Genomic DNA, 21,311 nt, shown 5'->3' with positions numbered 1-21,311 from the left:
CCGGTACCTGGCCGGGCTGACCGGTCGCCGCGGGGCGTCAGCTCAGGAAGAGGATCAGCAGGATGTCGGCGGTGGCGAGCACGCCGTAGCAGACCAGCAGGGGACGGGAGAGGAGTACGCCGGGCCAGGCGACGGGGCGGCCGTGCCGGGCGACGTCCATGGTGAACACGGGCGGCGGGTCGCCACCGCGGGCGATGATCCTCTCGTACAGGGAGCGGAACATCCGCTCCTGGCGGAGGTAGTAGCCGTCGAGCAGCCAGAAGCCGACGGCCACGGCGACGACCACCGGGACCGGCTTCCAGTCCGGGCTGCGGTCGCCGACGCCGACGAGCACGCTGCTGAGCGTGATGAACCAGCCCTTGACCAGGAACGAGTTGTTGCTGAGCCGGGAGATCACGCTCTGCACGAGTTCCAGGTGCTTGGTGTCCTGGTCGTCCAGGGCCCGGGGCGGATCCCCGGTCATGCGTCGGGCCTCCACTCGGGCGGCTCGGTGTCCGGCAGTGCGAACTGCGTGTTCAGCTCCTCGACGACGGCGTCCAGCCAGAACTCCAGCAGGTCCGGGGAGTAGCGGCCCAGCAGGACGTCGCCGTAGTGGTCCAGCGTCTCCAGGCGCAGCCGGGGCGTGGCGCTTCCCGTGTCGTCGTCCACGGGCCACGCGTACTCCCGCAGCGGCAGTCGCAGGGCCCCCGCGCGCCCGCTCTCGGACCGTTCGTCGATGATCAGGGCGCAGGCCTCGTCCACGACCCGGCGCGCGTCGGCCGCGGCCTGCTCCGCCGCGGCGGACAGCCGGTGCCAGGAGGTGCTGTGCGCGGCGAGCCGCCGCCTGGCCTCGGGCACCAGCGCCGCCCCCTTCTTCCCGGCGCCGGAGAGGGCGTCCTGTGCCGCCTTGTCGCTCTCGGCGTACGGATTGTGCGCGAGGACCGTGATCGTCAGGGTGGCGAGGCTGAGCGCGATGATGAGGAACACGGCCATGACGTAGCCGTACTCCCCGAAGGTCGCGGACACCTGGTTGCTCTCCTTCGCCCGGCCGTGGGCGGTCGCGGCGAGCAGGACGACCAGCAGCACGTTGGCGAGGACCGGCAGGACCGGTGCGGCCCACGGCAGGCCGTCGGGGTGCCGGGTCTCGGTCCGGGGCCCGTCCAGCCGCCGCCAGTGCCGCCAGGCCGCCCGGGGGCCGCGCCGTACGCGTTCGGTACGACGGGCGGCGCGGGTCCGCATCCGGAACAGCGAGCGGGCGAGCAGATGCGCCAGCGCGAACTGGAGGAAGGACACCCCGACCGCGGCCAGGAAGGCGAACGCGTAGGCGAGGGTGGACCAGACGCCACCGGGAGCGACGTCGAGGAGCCGGGTCATGGCGTCGCCGATGAACGGCAGGTCGTACAGCGCGTTCAGCACGACCATGACCCAGCGGAGCCAGGACCACGGGCTTCTGCCGTGGCGCAGGCCCTCGGGGCCGTCCTTGGCGTGCCGGACGCGTACCTCGCCGACCTCGTTCCGTGCCGTGCCCACCGACCGGGCGGCCGTGAACCGCTGCACCGCGTCGATCGCCGTCTGCGCCGCCTGGAACGTCCTCAGCACCTCGGTGCCCAGCTCGCCGAGGGATGTCCGGGCCGTGGCCAGCTGGGAGTTGCCCGTGGTGAACGCGCGCATGAGCAGGGCGCGTTCCCGGCTGTCCACGGGGTCGGCGGGGTGTCCGCCCGGCCGGTGCCCGTCCTGGTCGAGGAGCGGAAGCACGTATCGGGGGCAGGGTCTGGGGGCGTCGCGTGGACCGTCCCGCTCCGCATTGTCACTGCCGTTCACGTTCATGGCTGAAGGACCGCCCTCACTTCCAGAAGATGCTGATGTCCACGCGGCGGTCGCACTGCAACCGCTGCTCGCGGGACCTGCCCTCGGTCGGCGTGTCCGAGGGGCAGCCGGGCGACACGCCGCGGCCGTACGCCCGCATCCGGGACGCGTCCACCCCGTGCTCGGCGAGCACCTCGGCCACGGCGTCCGCTCGGCGCTGGGAGAGCGACTGGTTGTTGTCGCTCCCGCCGCGCGGATCGACGTACCCCTCGACCACGACACGGTCGAGCCCTGGCGTGGTGCGGGCCCGCACGGCGACGTCCGTGAGCAGCGGCACCGCCGAGGAGCGCACCCGCGCCGACTCGGTGTCGAACAGGGCGGCGCCCGGCAACGGGTACGTACGCGAGCGTCCCTCGCCGTACGCGACCAGCGGATCGTCCGGGACGGAACCGCTCGGCGTTTCGGCGGGCACCGTCCCCACCGGAACGTCACTGCTGGTGCAGGACGCCGCGGTGGCACCCGCGCGCACGCACAGCTCCCGCCACAGCCGGGACAGCCAGGCGCGCTGGGGCCCGCTCGCGGCAGGCTGGTCGCCGACCGAGCGGCCCAGGCCCACGAAGGCGACCCGGACCCCGCTCAGGTCGGGCAGTTCCCGGAACTCGCCGCGGGCGGCGCACACCGACGCGATCGACGTGATCTCCTGTGCGGAGCCGAACCCGGCCGAGCGCAGGTCGGCGCAGCCGGTGGTGGACAGCCCGTCGCCCAGGACCAGCAGCCGCCGGGAACTCTCGGTCCCGTCGAACATGCCGGTGCCGGCCGCCAGGGCGGCGAGGACGTCGGTGCCGTCGTCGGCGGGCACGGCGTGCTGGGCGGTCGTCACGTCCTCGGCGAGGCAGCCGACCGCGGCGTCCCGGTTGTCGCGCTGGTTGTCGACGTGGTTCTGGCTCGCCTTCCAGTTGGCCGACCGTTTCTGGAAAAGCCACTCGACGTCTCCGTTGGCGCCGCCGAAGGTGCCCAGGGAGATGGTGTCGCCCGCCTCGACGCGCTCCTTCAGCAGGCCCTTGGCCGCCGTGCCGTAGTCCGGGCTCCGGGCACCGGAGGCGGTGGCGCGCACGGACGCCGAGCCGTCCACGAGGATCACGGTGCTGCCCGCGCCCGCTACCGGCGCCTGGGTCTCCAGCCAGGCGCAACGGGCCCGCGGGTCGTCCGTGCCGCAGCCGACGAGCGTCCCGGCCAGGGTGACGGCGGCGGCCACGGCGCCGGTCGCGCGCGAGACCGCGCCCGTCCGCCCGGTGCTCATGGCGCCGTCCCGTCGGACGCCACGGCGTCGTCGACCCAGGAGAACGGGGTGAGCCCCATCTCCTGGCAGAACGCGTTGAGCGCCTTGTCGTAGGCCCCGGCGAACTCGTACAGACCGGCCTCCTGGTGATCGTTGCGCGCGCTGTGCAGCGCCGCCACCAGTGCCTCGGTGCTCGTACGGCGTTCCCGGCGCAGCGCCTCCATCACCTTGCGGAAGTCACCGTCGGCGAGGGTGGCCGCGAACGGGACCAGCAGGCGCCGCTTGTGCGCGTCGAGTTCGCCGAGCAGCTCCAGCTCGCTGATCACCTTCAGCCAGGCCTCGGTCAGGGTCCGCGCCCGGCTGGCCCTGAGCAGCCCCAGCTCCGTCGACTCCTTGAGGTCCAGTTCCTCCAGGCGGTGCGGGCGTACGTGCTCCCGCACGGCCGGATCCATCCGCACCTGGACCGAGGGCGTGCAGTGGATGAGTCCCTGGGCGTCGTCGAAGCACCAGTTGCCGTCGCCGCGCAGCCGCGCGTTGATGGCCTTCTCGGCGGCGATCGGGTCCTCAGGGGCACAGCCGCGGGCGACCTTCCAGGCCACCCGGAGCAGTTCGTCGCGCGCGCCCGCCTCGTGCCGGCCCACCCGTGACCGCAGGGTCTCCCGCGACATCTCCCGGCTGCTCCAGAGGAACACGGGGAAGACCTCGAAGGAGAACACATCGCCCTGGGCCGCCATGGTGAGCGGCGTCTGCTGCGGGTCCGACTGAACGGACACCTTCTTGCGCGGGCCCGTGGGCCCGGCGTCGTCATCCCCGGTCCGGAGGGCGTCGGAGCCCTCCAGGGCGGAGTCGTCGTACTTCGAGCGCCACCACGCGCGCACCGCTGCGCGCACCGCGGCGAACAGGCCCTTGGGCCGTCGTGCCATGGTCGGTCCTCCTAGGGGTTCGAGGTCGTTCGGGGACAGCACGGGGCCGGGGGTCTAGGGCGTGCTCCCCGGCCGGTCGAACACGGCCAGCAGCCGGTGCAGACACCCGGCCTCCGGGTGCTGCCGGGCCCATCGGCGGAAGTGGAACGCGGCCCGCCCGCGGAGTCCGGGCGGGCAGACCGTCGGCACCAACTCCTGCAGGAACACGCCGAGTTCCTTGTCCTCGTCACCGGCCAGCACCCACTGCTTCAGCACCCGCCACGCCTGTCCGGAGTGGGCCCCGTCGGTCAGCGCGCGCCGCCACAGCAGCTCCAGCTCGGCCCGGCGGACGGGGTCGTTCATCGCCCGGTGCGCGAGCGCCGGCCGGGACGGCAGTTCGGGGCCGACGGCGAACGGGCCGAGGACGAGCAGGGCCCGTACGGCGTGCCGGCGCAGGTGGCCGCTGTCCGAGCGGATCCACCCGCCGATGGCCACGGAGACCGGACCGGAGCCGTCGGCCGCCAGGAACAGCGCGGCGGTGGCGTACGCGATGGAGGCGTACGGGGCGAGTGCGGCCCGGCCGCCGAGCGCCTGGAGCACCCGCAGCGTGCCCGGTACGTCCCGGGTGCCGACCACCGTGCTGTAGGCCCGCACGGCGCTGTCCTGCAGGCGCGGGGAGGGGCTCGTCGCCCAGGCGGCCACCTGACGGTCGACCCGCTCGGTCAGCCACGGGTCCCCGTCGGCCATCGCCACCGCCACCGCCAGGGCGGCGTACTGCCGTTCCCGGACCGAGCCGCTGCGCGCCCAGTGCCGCACGAGGTCCCGGTAGACGCTGTCGAAGTCGTGCCGCAGCAGATGCCCGGCGATGACCGCGGCCCGGGACCCGACCCGCTCCAGCCGGTCGGTGGCCAGGCGCCTCAGCCACCTCAGCAGGGGCTGCTGGAGCCAGCCCAGCCCGTGCCAGACGACCTCGATGACGACCGGCAGCAGCTCCGGCTCGGCGAGCCGGACCCGGCGGGGGTTGTCGGACCGCGCGGCGTCCGGTTCTGCGGCGACGCCCGTGCCGGGCGGGACGAGCTGGTCGAGGTCCAGTTCGAAGACCGGGCGGACGGGTGTCTCGTCCCGGTGCTCGGGGGGCAGCACCTCGTCCCCGAGCAGGGTCCCCATCCTGATGAAGTCGGACAGCGGCAGACCGTCGCTGAGGACGTAGGCGATGCGCAGCGTCTGCCGGTGCGGGTCGGGAGCCTGGTCGGGGGGCGGTGTGGTCAGGCCCAGGAAGTTCCTGGCCACCGGGCGCAGCCGGTCGCGCCACGCGCCGAGGGCCCCGTCGAGTTCGTCCGGGTCCCGGTGCAGGTATCCGGCCAGTGTCCCGGCGAGGGCCACGACCTCCCGTACCGGCAGGGCGGCGCCGAGCGCCCGGTCCACACGGTCGTCGGCGAGGACCTCCTGCAGGAACCGCCGCGGGCTCCGGTGCGCGCAGGGGGCCGCGCCCGTGCACTCGGTGCGGCGTGTCTTGAGCGTCCAGTCCAGGTGTGCTTCCAGGACCTGCTTCAGGTCGGGCCTGGGGTGCGCGAAGACGGTCGGGACCGGGAGGCCCGGGTCGGCCCCGGTGCTCTCGACGATCAGTACGACGAAGGAACGGAGCTGGCGGGCCCGCAGGCTCAGCGCCTCCAGCACGGCCTGTCCGGGCCGCTCCGCGCCCAGGTCCAGCACGACGCCGTGACCCCGGGTGAGGTACTTGTCGGCGCGTTCGAGGAGGGCCTGCGCGAGTCCCGTTCCGGCGCTGTGCAGGACGCTGAGGCGATCGCTTCCGCAGACGTCGGCCAGGTGGACCCGGGCCGTGGTGTGCCGTCCGCTGCCCGGCTGCCCGAACAGCACCAGGAGGTGGTTCTCGGCCAGTTGGAGGGCCATCCGGTCGTGGTCGGGGAGCCGCCGGTACAGCCGGTGGCGCCATGCGGTGTCCTGGGCGCCGAGGGGCGCCTGCTGGAACTCGGCGAGCGGCTGCCCTGAGCCCATGTTCACCACGACGGCGACGTTGCCCTGGCCGCCGTACAGGCTCGCGCTCCGGGACGACTCGCCGACGAGCAGGCTGAACTGCTCGGTGGAGAGCGGCTCCGCGGCGTCCCCGTCGTCCCGGGGTGCGCGCGGCGGCTGCCGGGGTTCCGGGTGCTCCGCCGGGTCCGGGGCGCCGTGGACGTCCTGCTCGTCGGGCGGGTACGGGCCTTGTGGGGCGCCTTCGGGAGCCGGGGCGCCGTCCGCCGTGGGTCCGGCCGACTCGCCGGGGGCCGCGCCCTCGGCCGCACCGTCCGGCCCGGGGGTCACCCCTTCGCCGAGGCCCTCACCCGAGCCCGCCGGGTCCGCTGGGGTACTCACGGGCGGTCCTCGTCGTGATCCTCGGGGCCGGAAGCGGAGTTGTCGGTCGTGATCTGGTGGCCCTCACCGCCGAAGACCATTGTGGTGCGGTCGATCCGGTCGACCGTGAACGACGTCCCTCCGGCACCGTCGTGGCCGCCCGCCTTGCCGCGGTTCGTGCGACGGCGCAGGTCGGGAACCTTCTCGCGGATCGCCTCGAAGAGGGGTGGGAGGTCGATGCTCTGCTTGTGCGGACGGAAGTCGACCGCCTGACGGTACGCCAGGTCCCGCAGGTCGGCGGGGAGTTCGTGCGGCTGCGGCATCTCGTCGGTGCCGACCAGGACGGGCAGGATCTCCAGCTTCCAGGAGAGGGCGAGGGCGATCTCCTTGCGGACCCAGTCGTCGGGGTCGTCGATGAGGCGACGGCCGGTGGCGTCGTCCGTCAGCGACGCCCACTGGGGGCCCATGACCGCGAGCAGCAGTTCGCACTTCCTCAGCTGTCGCTCGATCTCGTCACGGAAGTCGGAGCCCTTCACGATGGAGCGCTGGTCCCTGAACACGTTGCTGGCGCCGAACTCGTCCTGGAGAGCGGTGTCGAGATGCGGTCCGGTATCGCGGGTGTCGAGGCGTCGGAAGTTGATGAAGATGAGAGGGGCCATGGTGTTCCTCGTCGTTCTGTGTTCCGTGATGGTCGGGACAGCGCGTGCGCCGGGGCGCCCACGTCCACCGCACGGACCGGCCCACCGGGCACCGACCGGGCGTGGAGAAGGGGTGAACTCGACGTTTCCAGCGGCTCTTTGGCTGGTCAACGTGTTGCCTGTGGACACTTCCGTGGGCAACAGAACACAAGCGGCCCGCGGGGAGCAGGGGGCGGGCCCGTACGGAATCCGCCGTCCGGCGGCCCCGGACCGCTATCGGCGCACGCTGCCCGCACCGCCGCGCAGACTCGTGGCGATGGCGGACAGGGCGTCCCGCACGGCCGGATGTTTGCTCCGTGTGGTCAGTGCCGAGCGGAGTTGCCGCATATCGGTGCGGACGGTGGCGGAATCGGTCACCAGGACGTCACCGGCGACCGACTCGGCCACCTCGCAGGCGCGTTCGACCTCACCGGCGTCCGCCAGGGAAAGCGCGAGCCGGGCGCTGAGGCGGGCGCGGGCGCGGACGGCGTGCGGCGCGATGGTCTCCCGGCCGTGGGTGAGCAGGGCGACGGCCTCCTCGGGCTCGCCGAGTTCCCGTAGGCACCAGGCCCGGACGAAGGCGGCGAGATCGGGCAGGTGGGTACCGCCGAGGGCGGCGCCGAGGTCTCGCTGCGGCCCCGCTCCGCCCGCGAGTTCGGCGCCGCGGTCCAGCGCGTGCCGACAGGCGTCCTCGTCGCCCAGGAGGGCATGCCCCTGGGCCTCTCGCTGTGCGGCCAGTTCCCTGAGGCGACGGCCGTGTGCCCGGGTGCCCGCCTCGCGGGCCAGCTCTATGGTGGCCAGTGCGTCCCCTTCGTAGAGGGCGAGTTCGGCCTGGCGCAGCAGTGCGTACGCCGCCAGTTCGCGGTCCCCTCCGGCCTCGGCCAGGTGTGCCGCCTGGTCGGTCCAGCAGTGGGCGGCCCGGTCGTCACCGGCCTCCTGCCACATCCAGCCCGTGTACTCGGCGAAGCGCGCGGCGAGCCGCAGGGCGGCGGCCCGCTGAGCGGAGGGCATGGTGCGGACCATGCCGCGCAGGGCGGCGGTCGTCGCGCTGCCCATCGGGATCACCACGGCCGGGCCGGAGCACTGGCCGAGTCGGCGGTACTCGTGGAACAGGTCCTGGAACACCGCCAGCGACTCCGCCGCCGACACGCCCTCGTGCCAGTCCGGGGTGACGGCGCAGTGGGCCATCACCGGGGGCGCCCCGTCCCCCGCGGGGGCGGCCGGGTCTCCGGAGGTGAAGTCACTGGCGCCGTCGGCGTGCAGCCGTACCGACCAGTCGCCGGAGCCGCCGGAGGCGACGGCGGGCGCGGCACGCCGCTCCGGAGAGGGAAGCAGCGCCTTCAGCCGTCCTCCCGCTCCCAGCTTGTTGTCCAGCGCCCGGACGACCTTGGGACTGGGTATTGCCTTGCCGCATTCGATCTTGCTCAGATAGGACCGCGAGATGTGAATCACTTTGGCCAGTTCGCCCAGTGACATCCCCGACCCGTGTCGCATTCGGCGCGCTTCCAGGCCGAAAGTCGGCTGACCCAGTGCCATGGCAACTCCCCCGACTCGCTCAGTTGGCTGGAGTTTGCCATAACTCTGATATAGATCATCCGGTTGCTGGATTTATGCGAAAGCATATGAAACTCGCGTTCTAGCTCAGCATATTTGTTCGACTTCGTGGGAATGTGCGACGGGGCGCCGTGCCACCGCTCTCCCGCAGTCGCAGGACCAGCGCGTCCAGGCGGCTCTCGGCGACTTCGGTGCAGAGCAGAAGCCGACGGGCGGCGACGGTCAGGGAGGTGCCGCGGGGCTCGCTGCGGACCAGCGCCAGTCCGCACAGCTTCTCCAGCCGGTGGATACGGCGGGTCAGGGCGGGCTGCGTGACCAGCAGGGCGAACGCGGCCCGGCTGAGGCTGCCGGTCTGCTCGATCACGCGCAGGAGGTGCAGGTGCGCCGCCTCGAACCCGGCGGCGTTGCCGTGCCCGGACGGCACCGGGGCGGGCAGCGGACCGCCCGGCGGGCAGGCGGTGCGGGGCAGCGGGCGGTGGAGGTCGGAGGCGGCGACGGGGAAGTCCCGGGAGTCCAGATAGGCGCGGTTGCGGCGGGCGGCGGTCTCGGCGTACCGGAACCGCAGCCAGTCGCCGAGGTCATGGGTGACCGCCGCGGGCAGCACCAGCGGATGCACCGCCAGCACCAGCCGCTCGGTGACGCGTTGCAGCAACGGCCTCAGCACCACACTGCCCTCCGGCACGGGCAGCGTGCTGAGCGGCGAGACGAACGCGACGCCGTGCCCCCGGCCGACGAGTTCCAGCGCGGCGCCCTCGGAGTGCACGCGGTAGCCCGGCCGGAGCCCCGGGGCGAGCCGGGCGAGCGGCTCCGGCCGGGTGGCGATCCAGGTGCAGTCGGCGAGCTGGCGCACGTCCAGCACGGCCAGCCGACTGAGCGGATGGCCGCCCGGCAGGGCGACCCACCGGGGCTCCTCGACGAGGGTGTGCACCTGTACGTCGGCCCGCCGCGCCGGGATCTCGGCCGTGGGCTGCCAGCCGCAGGCGGCGTCGACGGCGTAGCGGTCGAACCGCTGCCACAGGTCGTCGGCGCAGGTCGGCACCAGGTCAAGCACCACCTCGGGCAGCCAGGGCACCGGCTCGTCGGCCATCCCCCGGGCCCACTCCGGGCACACCGCGAACCTCAGCACCACCGGCCGGGCCCCGCACTCGGCGCCGCAATGGGCCGTGGCGACGGCGAAGTCGATCTCGTGCAGCAGCCTGCGCCCCACGTTGAGCAGCGCATGGCCGGGTTCGGTGAGCCGCGTCCCGGTGGAGGTCCGCAGCACCAGACCGGTGCGCAGCCGCCGTTCCAGGCTGGAGAGCCTGCGGCTGGCGGTCGGCTGGGTCATCCGTCCGTCCCGCTCGGCCGCGTGCAGACTGCCGTACTCCGATATCACCCGGAGCAATTCCACATCAGAACGCCGCAGATCAAACACGAGCCACCACACCCCCCGGTGTTGCAGCGATCTCCGCTTGTTCCGCCTTTACGGGATCGCTCGCCACCAGAGTGGCACAGTCCGAGTCGGGCGTCTGCGCGATGACAATTTCCCTCGCGGGTCCGCGAATTGGCCATGCCCCACGCGTATCACCGCGATGCCGCAACGGCAGTTGTCCTGCCCTGTCCCGCCCGTTCGCCCTTGTGGCAGCATCACAGCCCGGGGACCGAGAAGGAGGCCGTCGATGGCCGAACATCCGGAAAGTGTCGCCTTCTTCGACATCGGCAACACGCTCGCTTCGGTGCGGGTGACCGCGGACCGAAAAGACATTGAAAGCCTTACGGTCTATCCGGAAGTGCCACCGGCGCTGACGGAACTCCACGAAAGAGGAGTACGGCTGGGAATTCTCTCCGACCGGGGCGGCATTCCGGAGGACCGCGTCAACGCGGCCCTCGACCGGTCCGGCCTGCTGGCGCACTTCGATACGCGTCTGGTGCGGTACGGCCCGAAGAACTCCACGCTCCTCTTCGAGCAGGCGGCCGTCGTCGCCCGGGACACCGGCGGCGGAAGCACGCCCACGCTGCTGTTCGTGGGCGAGGACGCCACCGAGCGCGCCTTCGCCCGCGGCGCGGGCTTCCTCGTCGCCCCGCATCCCGCCCTCGCGACGGCCGTACTGGGTCAGCGGGCACCCCTGCGCTACCTGCGCATCCGCGGCACCGCGGCCGACAAGGCGGACTGGCGCGCCCTGCTGCGGCGACAGCCGCTCGTCCCGCTGTACGGCGGCGACGACCCGGCGTCGGCGGAGCTGTACGCCGTGACGGACGCGGCGACCGCACTGCGCCTGGACGACCTGGGCTTCCTGGTCGACCGCCTGGGCGCCGAGGACGAGCCGCTCACCACGGACCTGTACCTCCTGCGCGACGACCGTCGGCACACCGGCCGCTTCGGCTCCGCGGTCGGGAACGCCGTAGACCGCTTCACCGACGACGACGCGGCCCGCCAGGTGCTCGCCTCCTCCCCGGCGGGCCTGTTCGTCGCGATCCCCGCCGGGCGGTCCGTGGAGAGCCACCACTTCGCCGACGCCCGGCACGGCCACCACCTCAAGCTCCGGGCCACCCCGGCGCTGCTGGCGGACCACCTCGCCGCCGCGCCCGCGGCGGGACCGGCCGCCACCGACCTGACCCCCGCCGAGCGGGACCACCTCACGCGCTGCGTCACGGCGGACGGCATCCGCCGCGAGGTGGAGCGGTACACCGGTGCCCGACCGGCGTCCGGCACGGTCACCATCCGCAGCCGCCACATCCACCACCCCGACAACGCCACCGCGGTCCGCACCCTGCTCGCCGACGCCACCGCCGCCGGGCGCGGCCGACTGCGGGTGCGTACCCACGCGTTCGCGCACGAGGGCCGTACCTACGAGAACGTGGAAGCCGTCCTGCCCGGCTCCGGCCCGACCGGGGTCGTCCTGGTGAGCGCGCACCTGGACTCGACGGGCGCGCGGCAGCCCGGCTACCGCGCCGCGTTGGACCCCGCGCCCGGAGCCGACGACGACGGCAGCGGTGTCGCCGGGGTGCTGTGCGCCGCGCGGGCGGTCCTGGCGCTGAGCGCCAGCGACGGCGTGCCGCGGCGGGAGATCCGCTTCGTCCTGTTCAACGCCGAGGAACACGGGCTGGTGGGCAGCCACGCCTACGCCAGGGACGAGGCGCGGCTCGGCACGGACATCGTGGCGGTGTTCCAGCTGGACATGATCGGCCATGACGTCCGGCGGCCCGCGACCTTCGAACTGCACGCCGGTTTCACACCCTCCGCGTCCGTGCAGGGCCGCTCGCTGCGGCTGGCCGAGCTGGTCGCCGCGACCGCCGCGCGCATGTCGCCGTCCCTGCCGGAGCCGCAGATCCATCCGGGCGCCGACGGCGGGCGCGACCCGGCCGAGCAGCGCAGCGACCACCACAGCTTCCAGCTGCACGGTTACGCCGCGTGTCTGGCCACCGAGGACTTCTTCGCCGGTCCCGGGCCCTTCGCACCGGATCCGGAACCCAATCCGAACTATCACCTTCCTGCCGACACGACGATCAACGCGCGGTACGCGAGCGACATCACCCGCGCGGTGACCGCGGCGGCGTGGATCTCCGCCACCCGGCGGTGACGCAGGACCGAGAGAGGAACACATCGTGGTGTTCGAACCATCGGAGAACGTGCACAGCGAGAGCCACGGCGGGGTACGGCACCTGGACCACTTCCAGCAGCCCTACGTGGCGAGGCCCCCGGGCAGCCGGGAGTTCGCGGAGGGCAACGGCTTCGCCGGGGCGCCCGCCGCCACGGCGCAGGTGCTCGCGGAGAGCTATCTGCGGGAGGTCGCGCCCGTCTACGGGTTCGACGAGGCCATGCTGCCGCGGAACGGCGGCGCCGCCGCCTCCCTCACGGACCGCTCCCGCGCCTTCGGCCACAGCACGCTGGAACTCGCCGAGGAGAAGGAGGTCATGGGCACCACGGTCGTCTCCTACCAGCAGAAGTACGACGATCTGCCGGTGTGGGAGGCGGGGATCAGCGTCAGCATCCAGCCGGAACCGATGCGGGTCACCGCGTCGCAGAGTTCCGTCCGGCCGGACATCTCGCTGCCCGAGGAGCCCACGGAGGGCGAGCGGTACGGCCCGGACGCCCTCACCCCGCGGACGCTGAGGTCCCTGCTGGGTGTGCCCGACGACGCGGCCCTGACCCTCAACGCGCCGCCCAGGCAGCTGGTCTACCAGTACGACCCCGAGCACCGCTTCGATCCGGAGGCCGCCGCCACGCCGGGCGACAAGCTGGAGGCCGCGCCTCCCACGCTCCCGCTGCCGCGCGTCCCGGACTCACTCGCCGAACAGCGGTTCCACCGGGTCACCGAGGTGCTGTTCGCCCTGCCCGTCCCCGGACACCCCGCGCTCAACTGGCGTGCCTTCGTGGAGAGCGGCACGGGTGCGGTGCTCTACCTGCGGGCGCTGACGACCTGCGCGACGGGGCTGGTCTTCCGGAGCGATCCGCTGACGCTGGGCGCCCCCGCCGCACCGCCGACCAGTGCCGCGGCCGTCCTCAACCCGTTCCGGTCGGTGGTCGTCCTGGAAGGGCTGTCGGCGGGTGACCCGCAGCGCCTCAGCGGCACGTTCGTGGACATCCGGGACACCTCCCCGCCGCTGATCGCCCCGCCCAACACGCCGAACCCACCGGCCCACTTCTTCTTCGACGCGCCCGCGCGGGAGTTCGCCGCGGTCAACGCCTACCACCACTGCGACTGGCTGTTCCGCCATATGCAGGGCATGGGCTTCAACCTCGCCGCGTACTTCGACGGCACCCGCTTCCCGGTCCCGGTGGACGCCTGCGGCTTCGGTGACGCCGTCAACGCGCGGGCGCCGGGCAACGCGACCGGCACCGGCTCCGGCGGCTTCGAGTTCGGGCTCGCCGGGTCGCCGTTCCCGGCCGTCAGCATCGCCGCTGACCTGCGGGTCGTGCTGCACGAGTTCGGCCACACGATCCTGTGGGACAGCGTCCACTCCCCCAACTTCGGCTTCGCGCACAGCGCCGGGGACAGTCTCGCCGCGGTGTTCATGGACCCCGAGTCCTCGCTGCGCAACGATCCGCAGCGCCGGTTCGAGACCTTCCCGTGGATCCTGCCCGACCGCAACCACGGCCGTCCGGTGTCGGGCGGCTGGGCCTGGGGCGGCAAGAACGACCAGGGCGGCTACGCCAGCGAGCAGATCCTGTCGACGACGCTGTTCCGGCTGTACCGGTCGCTCGGCGGCGACTCCCCGGACGTCAACCGCCGCAAGCTCGCCGCGCGCCAGACGATGTACCTGGTGTTCAAGGCGATCGGCTCCCTGGCCAGCAACCCGGTCACCCCGACGCCGAGCCCCACGGTGTTCGCGACGGCCCTGATGAACGCCGACATCGGCACCCTCGACTTCGAGGGCTACCGCGGCGGCGCCTTCCACAAGGTGATCCGCTGGAGCTTCGAGAAGCAGGGCCTCTACCAGCCCCCCGGCGCACCCGAGCCGGTGACCACGCCGGGCGCGCCCCCGCAGGTGGACGTCTACATCGACGACGCCCACGGCGGCGAGTACGGCTTCCAGGGCAACCACTGGGAGTGCACCGACATCTGGAACCGTCTCGCCCCGGCCCCCGCAGGCGGCGGCGGAGCACACCAGACCCCCGTCGTCGGCCAGGTGAACCACGCCTACGTCCGGGTCCGGAACCGGGGCACGCAGCACGCGAACGACGTCGTGGTACGCGGCTACTCCGCCGTCCCGGGCGTCGGCCTGTCCTGGCCCGACGACTGGATCCCGATGGACACCCCCGAGATCGCGCTGCCCACCGGAATCCCGCCGAACGGCGACACCGTCGTCGGACCGTTCCGCTGGCGGCCCCGCTCGGTCGGCCACGAGTGCATGTTCATGGAGGTCAGCGCCCTCGGCGACCTCAGCAACATCGACCCGGCCACGTTCTACCCGTGCGCGGCCGGACCCACGGCCGAGTGGCGCCTGGTGCCGTTCGACAACAACGTGGCCCAGCGCAATGTCGCCCCGGTGCCGGGCGGCGGCGGCCTGCGCGGCCTGCTCTCCGGCTTCGCCCGCCGCCGCTTCCTGGTCCGCAACCCGTTCGCCCACGAGGCCCGCGTCACCCTGGTCGCCACCCTGCCGCCGTTCCTCGCCGAACGCGACTGGCGCCTGCGCGTCGGCCACCGCGACACCCGCTGCACCATCGGCCTGGCCCCCGGCGCCCAACGCGAGATCCCCGTGAGCCTGCGCCCCGGCCGTGACTTCACCCGCGAGGACGTCCTGGACGCCCGACACGCCGTCTCCCTCCGCGTCACGGCCTCCGCCAACGGCACGACCATCGGTGGTATGACGTACCGCCTGGACCCCGACCTGACGATGGCCCCACGCGAGAGGACGGACCGCGCTCCGGACGACGAGGACTGACACCGAGGTCAGCCAGCTCCTCCTCCAGTGGAAAGCGGCGCGGCGTTCGCCGCTCCGCTTCCACTTCGCTCCCGAAGGAGGGGCACACCGGCACCCTCATCGTCGACGCGCGAGCCTGAGGCGAACCGACGGCGCGCCCTCTGCCGGAGCGTCCCTCCCGAGCGGCCCCAGCCATGCCCGCGCAGGTGAAAACGTTCCTGCGGCGAAAGGCTGTGGTGGGGCGGGTGGGACTCGAACCCACGGCCGACGGATTATGAGTCCGCTGCTCTAACCGGCTGAGCTACCGCCCCATAGCGGCGTGTCGCGTACATGTGTGCGCGCCGTCTGCCGCAGCATAGCCGCTCATACGATCTCCTGCTCCGGATGGTCGGCTTACCGCGGCGCCCTCGTGACCTTGAGGACTCCGCCGTGGCCCGTGCGGTTCCCGGGTGGGGAGCCGGGCATGAAAAAGGACCCCGATGGGGTCCTCGTTCGGGCTGCTCCCCCGACTGGACTCGAACCAGTAACCTGCCGGTTAACAGCCGGCTGCTCTGCCAATTGAGCTACGGAGGACCGAAGCTCCCCCGACTGGACTCGAACCAGTAACCTGCCGGTTAACAGCCGGCTGCTCTGCCAATTGAGCTACGGAGGAATGCCTCGCTGCATCGAACGTACCTACCTGGGTATTCGCCAGGGGGCGCGCGCTCGCTGCGACACATACATTAGCGCAAGCAGGGGGGTGCTCCGCCAATCGGTTCCCGCAGGTACTCGTCTAGCAAGCCAGGAAGGGTGGCCGTCATGCGCTACCGGCTCACGTTCGTCGTCGGACTCGCTCTGGGTTACGTGTTGGGCACGAAGGCCGGGCGCGAGCGCTACGAGCAGTTGAAGAAGTCCGCGCGGCAGGTCAGCCAGAACCCCGCCGTGCGCAACACCGCCGAGACGGCCGCGCAGCAGGGGCGGCAGTTCGCGGGCAAGGCGTACCACGTGGTCAGCGACCGGGTCGGGGAGCGGATGCCGGACTCGGTGGCCCAGCGGGTGCGCACGCTGCGGGAGCGCAACGCCAACGGCGACGGGCCCGACGACTGGGGTACCAGCAACACCTGAGGAGCCGGGCACCGCTCCGGCGGCGCGGTCATCGCCACCGGTGCGGCAGAATTTTGGCCATGGGGATAGTCGCCGGGCTGGACAGTGCGCCCGATTTCACTCGTATCGTCGTCTGCGACACGGACACGGGGGCCGTGCTCAGGCAGGGGTATGCCCCGCATCCGGTCGATGAGGCCGAGGGTGGGGGGCGGGCCGCCGACGTCGATCCGCAGGCATGGCTGCTGTCCCTGGGCGAGGCCGCGGGCGGTGGGCTGCTGGAGGGCGTCCAGGCCATCGGCGTGTCCGCGCAGCAGAACGCCCTGGTCCCGCTGGACGCGCAGGGCGCCACCGTGCGGCCCGCGCTGGTCGGCGGGGACAAGCGGGCGCAGGTCGCGGCGGCCGATCTGGTCGACGCGCTCGGTGGGCGCGAGGCGTGGGCGCAGGCCGTGGGCTGTGTGCCGCAGGCCGCGCAGCCGGTGACCAAGCTGCGCTGGCTGGCCCGCAGCGAGCCGGAGAACGCCGCGCGGGTCGCCGTACTCATGCAGGCGCACGACTGGCTGGTGTGGCAACTGCTGGGGCGGCCGGTCCGGCGGACCACCGACCGGGGTGGGGCGTCGGGGACCGGTTACTGGTCGGCGGCCACGGGGGCCTACCGGTCCGATCTCGTCGAGTTGGCGCTCGGGCATCAGGCGATGCTGCCGGAAGTGGTCGGGCCCGCCGACGCCGCCGGTACGACGCCGGAGGGGCTGCTGATCTCGGCCGGGACCGGCGAGACCATGGCCGCCGCGTTCGGGCTGGGGATCGGGCTGGGTGACGCGGTGGTGTCGCTGGGCGCGTCGGGTTCGGTGATGGCCGTGCACCCGGAGGCGCTGCACGACCAGAGCGGGATGATCACCTCCCTCGCCGACGCGACCGGCATGCACCTGCCGGTCGTCACCACCCTGAACGCCGTACGCACCCTGCGCGGCACCGCCGAGTTGCTCGGGCTGCCCGATCTGGAGAGCCTGTCGGAGCTGGCGATGAAGTCGACGCCGGGGGCTCATGGGCTGGTGCTGCTGCCCTATCTGGAGGGGGAGCGGACGCCGCACCTGCCGCACACCGCGGGGACGCTGGCCGGGCTGCGGCGGGAGTCGATGCGGCCGGAGCACCTGGCGCGGGCCGCGTTCGAGGGGATGCTGTGCGGGCTCGCGGACGCGCTGGACGTGCTGCGCGGGCGGGGCGTCGAGGTCCGGCGGGTGTTCCTGCTCGGGGCCGCCGCCGAGCTGCCCGCCGTACAGGCCGCGGCGCCCGCGCTGTTCGGGGCGCAGGTCGTCGTACCGCAGCCCGCGGACTATGCCGCGATCGGGGCGGCGCGGCAGGCCGCGTGGGCGCTCGGGGTGTCCCAGGGGACGCTCGATCCGCGCACGCCGCCGCTGTGGCAGGGCCCGGCCGCGCAGGTGCTGGACCCCGGCGAGGAGCTGGCGGTGGGGCAGGCGGTGCGGCAGCAGTTCGTGTCGGTGCGGGAGCAGACCCACCCCGGGGCGTTCCGCCCGTAGGACGGCACCGGGCGCACCGTTGGGTTAATCAGTTGAGGTAACGCGGGTGGAGTGTTCGACGATAGGGGCCAAGGGCAACCGAACGCCCCGTCGTCGACTCCGAGAGAAGCAGCGTGCTCATACGACTTCTGCGGACCTATCTCAGGCCCTACCGAAAACCCATCGCCCTGCTGGTCCTGCTCCAGTTCCTGCAGACCTGCGCCACCCTCTACCTGCCCACCCTCAACGCCGACATCATCGACAACGGTGTCGTGCGGGGGGACACCGGCTACATCCTGTCCTTCGGTGCCCTGATGATCGGCATCTCGCTGGCGCAGGTCGTCACCAACATCGGCGCCGTGTACTACGGCGCCCGCACCGCGGCGGCGCTGGGCCGGGACGTGCGGGGCGAGGTCTTCGACCGGGTGCAGTCGTTCTCGGCGCGTGAACTGGGTCACTTCGGTGCGCCGTCGCTGATCACCCGTACGACGAACGACGTCCAGCAGGTGCAGATGCTGGCGCTGATGACGTTCACGCTGATGGTGTCGGCGCCCATCATGTGCGTGGGCGGCATCATCCTGGCGCTCGGCCTGGACGTGCCGCTGTCCGCGGTGCTGGTCGCGGTGGTGCCGGTGCTGGGCGTCTGCGTGACGCTGATCGTACGGGCGCTACGGCCGCTGTTTAGGTCCATGCAGAAGCGGCTCGACACCGTGAACCGGGTGCTGCGCGAGCAGATCACCGGCAACCGGGTGATCCGCGCCTTCGTCCGCGACGAGTACGAGCAGCGCCGCTTCGAGAAGGCCAACTCCGGTCTGACCGATGTGGCGCTGCGCTCGGGGAACCTGCTCGCGCTGATGTTCCCCATCGTGATGACGGTGGTGAACCTGTCGTCGGTGGCGGTGGTGTGGTTCGGCGCCCACCGCATCGACAGCGGCGGGATGCAGATCGGCGACCTGACCGCGTTCCTCGCCTATCTCATGCAGATCGTGATGTCCGTGATGATGGCCACCTTCATGTTCATGATGGTGCCGCGCGCGGAGGTCTGCGCCGAGCGGATCCAGGAGGTGCTGGACACCGAGTCCAGCGTCGTGCCGCCGCTCGCGCCCGTCACCGAGCTGCGGCGGCACGGGCACCTGGAGGTCCGGGGCGCGGGCTTCCGCTACCCGGGTGCCGAGGAGCCGGTGCTGAAGGCGGTCGACCTGGTCGCCCGGCCCGGTGAGACCACCGCCGTGATCGGCTCCACCGGCAGCGGCAAGTCCACCCTGCTGGGCCTGGTGCCGCGGCTGTTCGACGCCACCGAGGGCGAGGTGCTCGTGGACGGGGTCGACGTGCGCACCCTCGGCCAGGAGGTGCTCGCCCGCACGGTCGGGCTCGTCCCGCAGAAGCCGTACCTCTTCGCCGGGACCGTCGCGACCAATCTGCGCTACGGCAATCCCGACGCCACCGACGACGAGCTGTGGCACGCGCTGGAGGTGGCGCAGGCCAGGGAGTTCGTGGAGCGGCTGGAGAACGGTCTGGACTCCCCCATCGCGCAGGGCGGCACCAATGTCTCCGGTGGTCAGCGGCAGCGGCTCGCCATCGCCCGCACCCTGGTGCAGCGGCCGGAGATCTACCTCTTCGACGACTCCTTCTCCGCCCTCGACTACGCCACCGACGCCGCCCTGCGCGCGGCGCTCGCCCAGGAGACCGCGGAGGCGACCGTCGTGATCGTCGCCCAGCGGGTGGCGACCATCAGGGACGCGGACCGGATCGTCGTACTCGACGAGGGACGGGTGGTCGGCACCGGCCGCCACCACGAGCTGATGGCGGACAACGAGACCTACCGGGAGATCGTGCTCTCCCAGCTGACGGAAGCGGAGGCTGCCTGATGGCCGGGCCCGCGGGGCGCATGATGGCGGGGACCGGGCCGGACCACCGCTCGATGGACTTCAAGGGGTCGGGCAAACGGCTCGTCGCCCAGTTCCGGCCCGAGCGGGTCACCCTCGCCGTGCTGGTGCTGTGCGTGGTGCTGAGCGTCGGTCTGTCGGTGATCGGGCCGAAGATCCTGGGCCGGGCGACCGACCTGGTGTTCGCGGGCATCGTCGGACGGGACCTGCCCGCCGGGGAGTCCAAGGCGGACGTGCTGGAGTCGATGCGGGAGCGCGGTGACGGGCAGATCGCCGACATGCTGCGCTCCACCGACTTCACGCCCGGCGAGGGCATCGACTTCGGCGCCGTCGGCAACGTCCTGCTGCTCGCGCTCGCCGTGTTCACCGGGGCCGGGCTGCTGATGGCGGTGGCGACGCGGCTGGTGAACCGGGCCGTCAACCGCACCATGTACCGGCTGCGGGAGGACGTGCAGACGAAGCTGTCGCGGCTGCCGCTGTCGTACTTCGACAAGCGGCAGCGCGGTGAGGTGCTGTCCCGGGCCACCAACGACATCGACAACATCGGGCAGACCCTCCAGCAGTCGATGGGGCAGCTCATCAACAGCGTGCTGACCATCATCGGCGTGCTGGCGATGATGTTCTACGTCTCCTGGATCCTGGCGCTGGTCGCGCTGGTGACCGTGCCGCTGTCGTTCGTGATCGCCACCCGGGTCGGCAAGCGGTCGCAGCCGCACTTCGTGGCGCAGTGGCGCACCACCGGCAAGCTGAACGCGCACATCGAGGAGATGTACACCGGGCACAACCTGGTGAAGGTGTTCGGGCGGCAGGAGGAGTCGGCGAAGCAGTTCGCCGAGCACAACGACGAGTTGTACGAGGCCGGGTTCCGGGCGCAGTTCAACAGCGGGATGATGCAGCCGCTGATGATGTTCGTCTCGAACATCAACTACGTGCTCGTGGCGGTCGTGGGTGGCCTGCGGGTGGCCTCGGGCTCCCTGTCCATCGGTGACGTGCAGGCCTTCATCCAGTACTCCCGGCAGTTCTCCATGCCGCTGACGCAGGTCGCGTCGATGGCGAACCTGGTGCAGTCCGGGGTCGCCTCCGCCGAGCGGGTCTTCGAACTCCTCGACGCCGAGGAGCAGTCGCAGGACCCGGCCGTGAAGGACGTACGGCCGGAGTCGTGGCGTGGGCGGGTCGCGCTGGAGGGGGTGTCCTTCCGCTACGACCCCGAGAAGCCGCTGATCGAGGATCTGACGCTGGCCGTGGAACCCGGGCAGACCGTCGCGATCGTCGGGCCGACCGGGGCGGGCAAGACCACCCTGGTCAATCTGCTCATGCGGTTCTACGAGGTGTCCGGCGGGCGGATCACCCTCGACGGGGTGGACATCGCCGGGATGTCACGGGACGAACTGCGGGCCGGGATCGGCATGGTGCTCCAGGACACCTGGCTGTTCGGCGGCACCATCGCGGAGAACATCGCCTACGGGGCGTCCGGCAAGGTCACCCGCGGGGAGATCGAGGAGGCGGCGCGGGCGGCGCACGCGGACCGGTTCATCCGGACGCTGCCGGACGGCTACGACACCGTGATCGACGACGAGGGCAGCGGGGTCAGCGCGGGTGAGAAGCAGTTGATCACCATCGCGCGGGCGTTCCTGTCCGACCCGGTGATCCTGGTGCTGGACGAGGCGACGTCGTCGGTGGACACCCGCACCGAGGTGCTCATCCAGAAGGCGATGGCCAAGCTGGCGCACGGGCGTACGTCGTTCGTGATCGCGCACCGGCTGTCGACGATCCGGGACGCGGACACGATCCTGGTGATGGAGAACGGGGCGATCGTGGAGCAGGGCGCGCACGATGTGCTGCTCGCGGCCGGTGGGGCTTACGCGCGCTTGTACAAGGCGCAGTTCGCGCAGGCGGTGGCCGAGGTCGACTGAGGTGGCAGGCCCGTGCCGGGG

The 21,311-nt window shown here is 72.2% G+C and carries 14 protein-coding genes and 3 tRNA genes; 6 read left to right on the top strand and 11 right to left on the bottom strand.

The window, feature by feature from the left end; all coding sequences use genetic code 11:
* Nucleotides 1–37: 37 nt before the first annotated feature.
* From ACFVQG_RS14500 to ACFVQG_RS14465, 8 genes are all read right to left on the bottom strand, one after another.
* Nucleotides 38–463 carry a hypothetical protein gene (locus ACFVQG_RS14500; RefSeq protein ID WP_383381399.1) on the bottom strand — a complete coding sequence of 142 codons (426 nt, stop codon included), beginning with the start codon at nt 461–463 and terminating at the stop codon, nt 38–40.
* Nucleotides 460–1,734 carry a hypothetical protein gene (locus ACFVQG_RS14495; protein WP_383381396.1) on the bottom strand — a complete coding sequence of 425 codons (1,275 nt, stop codon included), beginning with the start codon at nt 1,732–1,734 and terminating at the stop codon, nt 460–462. The genes ACFVQG_RS14500 and ACFVQG_RS14495 overlap by 4 nt, the downstream gene beginning before the upstream one ends.
* 88 nt (nt 1,735–1,822) lie before the next feature.
* Nucleotides 1,823–3,085 (bottom strand): OmpA family protein, encoded by a 1,263-nt coding sequence (locus ACFVQG_RS14490; protein ID WP_383381394.1) that lies wholly within the window; start codon nt 3,083–3,085, stop codon nt 1,823–1,825.
* Nucleotides 3,082–3,987 (bottom strand): hypothetical protein, encoded by a 906-nt coding sequence (locus ACFVQG_RS14485; RefSeq protein ID WP_383381391.1) that lies wholly within the window; start codon nt 3,985–3,987, stop codon nt 3,082–3,084. The genes ACFVQG_RS14490 and ACFVQG_RS14485 overlap by 4 nt, the downstream gene beginning before the upstream one ends.
* Nucleotides 3,988–4,041: 54 nt before the next feature.
* The gene (locus ACFVQG_RS14480) at nt 4,042–6,339 is read right to left on the bottom strand and encodes a hypothetical protein (RefSeq protein ID WP_383381388.1); all 2,298 of its coding nucleotides are present in this window, start codon (nt 6,337–6,339) and stop codon (nt 4,042–4,044) included.
* Nucleotides 6,336–6,977: a toll/interleukin-1 receptor domain-containing protein gene (locus tag ACFVQG_RS14475; RefSeq protein WP_383381385.1), complete on the bottom strand. Its 642-nt coding sequence runs from the start codon at nt 6,975–6,977 to the stop codon at nt 6,336–6,338. Before ACFVQG_RS14475 ends, ACFVQG_RS14480 begins: the two co-directional genes overlap by 4 nt.
* Before the next feature lie 252 nt (nt 6,978–7,229).
* Entirely contained in the window at nt 7,230–8,531 is a 1,302-nt protein-coding gene (locus tag ACFVQG_RS14470) for a helix-turn-helix domain-containing protein (protein WP_383381382.1), read from the bottom strand.
* A 100-nt stretch (nt 8,532–8,631) separates the two neighbouring features.
* Nucleotides 8,632–9,939, bottom strand: a complete 1,308-nt coding sequence (locus ACFVQG_RS14465) for a LysR family transcriptional regulator (protein WP_383381379.1) — start codon at nt 9,937–9,939, stop codon at nt 8,632–8,634.
* Nucleotides 9,940–10,207: 268 nt separating this feature from the next.
* Between ACFVQG_RS14465 and ACFVQG_RS14460 the strand changes: the two genes are divergently transcribed.
* Together ACFVQG_RS14460 and ACFVQG_RS14455 are read left to right on the top strand one after the other, a co-directional pair.
* Nucleotides 10,208–12,109, top strand: a complete 1,902-nt coding sequence (locus tag ACFVQG_RS14460; RefSeq protein WP_383381376.1) for a M28 family peptidase — start codon at nt 10,208–10,210, stop codon at nt 12,107–12,109.
* 25 nt (nt 12,110–12,134) lie between these two features.
* The gene (locus ACFVQG_RS14455) at nt 12,135–14,915 is read left to right on the top strand and encodes a hypothetical protein (protein WP_383381373.1); all 2,781 of its coding nucleotides are present in this window, start codon (nt 12,135–12,137) and stop codon (nt 14,913–14,915) included.
* A gap of 213 nt (nt 14,916–15,128) precedes the next feature.
* Here the strand turns inward: ACFVQG_RS14455 and ACFVQG_RS14450 are convergent.
* From ACFVQG_RS14450 to ACFVQG_RS14440, 3 genes are all read right to left on the bottom strand, one after another.
* Nucleotides 15,129–15,205, bottom strand: a tRNA-Ile gene (locus ACFVQG_RS14450).
* A 189-nt stretch (nt 15,206–15,394) separates the two neighbouring features.
* Nucleotides 15,395–15,467, bottom strand: a tRNA-Asn gene (locus ACFVQG_RS14445).
* Nucleotides 15,468–15,473: 6 nt separating this feature from the next.
* Nucleotides 15,474–15,546, bottom strand: a tRNA-Asn gene (locus ACFVQG_RS14440).
* A gap of 146 nt (nt 15,547–15,692) precedes the next feature.
* Here ACFVQG_RS14440 and ACFVQG_RS14435 point away from each other — a divergent pair.
* The 4 genes from ACFVQG_RS14435 (at nt 15,693) to ACFVQG_RS14420 (ending at nt 21,290) form a co-directional block, all read left to right on the top strand.
* Nucleotides 15,693–15,998, top strand: a complete 306-nt coding sequence (locus tag ACFVQG_RS14435; protein ID WP_383381370.1) for a YtxH domain-containing protein — start codon at nt 15,693–15,695, stop codon at nt 15,996–15,998.
* Between the two features lie 59 nt (nt 15,999–16,057).
* Nucleotides 16,058–17,512, top strand: a complete 1,455-nt coding sequence (locus ACFVQG_RS14430; RefSeq protein WP_383381364.1) for an FGGY family carbohydrate kinase — start codon at nt 16,058–16,060, stop codon at nt 17,510–17,512.
* 113 nt (nt 17,513–17,625) lie between these two features.
* Nucleotides 17,626–19,359, top strand: coding sequence for an ABC transporter ATP-binding protein (locus tag ACFVQG_RS14425; RefSeq protein ID WP_383381361.1), 1,734 nt, complete (start codon nt 17,626–17,628; stop codon nt 19,357–19,359).
* Nucleotides 19,359–21,290, top strand: a complete 1,932-nt coding sequence (locus tag ACFVQG_RS14420; RefSeq protein WP_383381356.1) for an ABC transporter ATP-binding protein — start codon at nt 19,359–19,361, stop codon at nt 21,288–21,290. Before ACFVQG_RS14425 ends, ACFVQG_RS14420 begins: the two co-directional genes overlap by 1 nt.
* Nucleotides 21,291–21,311 lie beyond the last annotated feature (21 nt).

Source organism: Streptomyces sp. NPDC057877 (assembly GCF_042796855.1).
In the GTDB taxonomy this organism is placed as follows: Bacteria; Actinomycetota; Actinomycetes; order Streptomycetales; family Streptomycetaceae; genus Streptomyces.
This window is presented reverse-complemented; position numbering and strand designations above follow the sequence as displayed.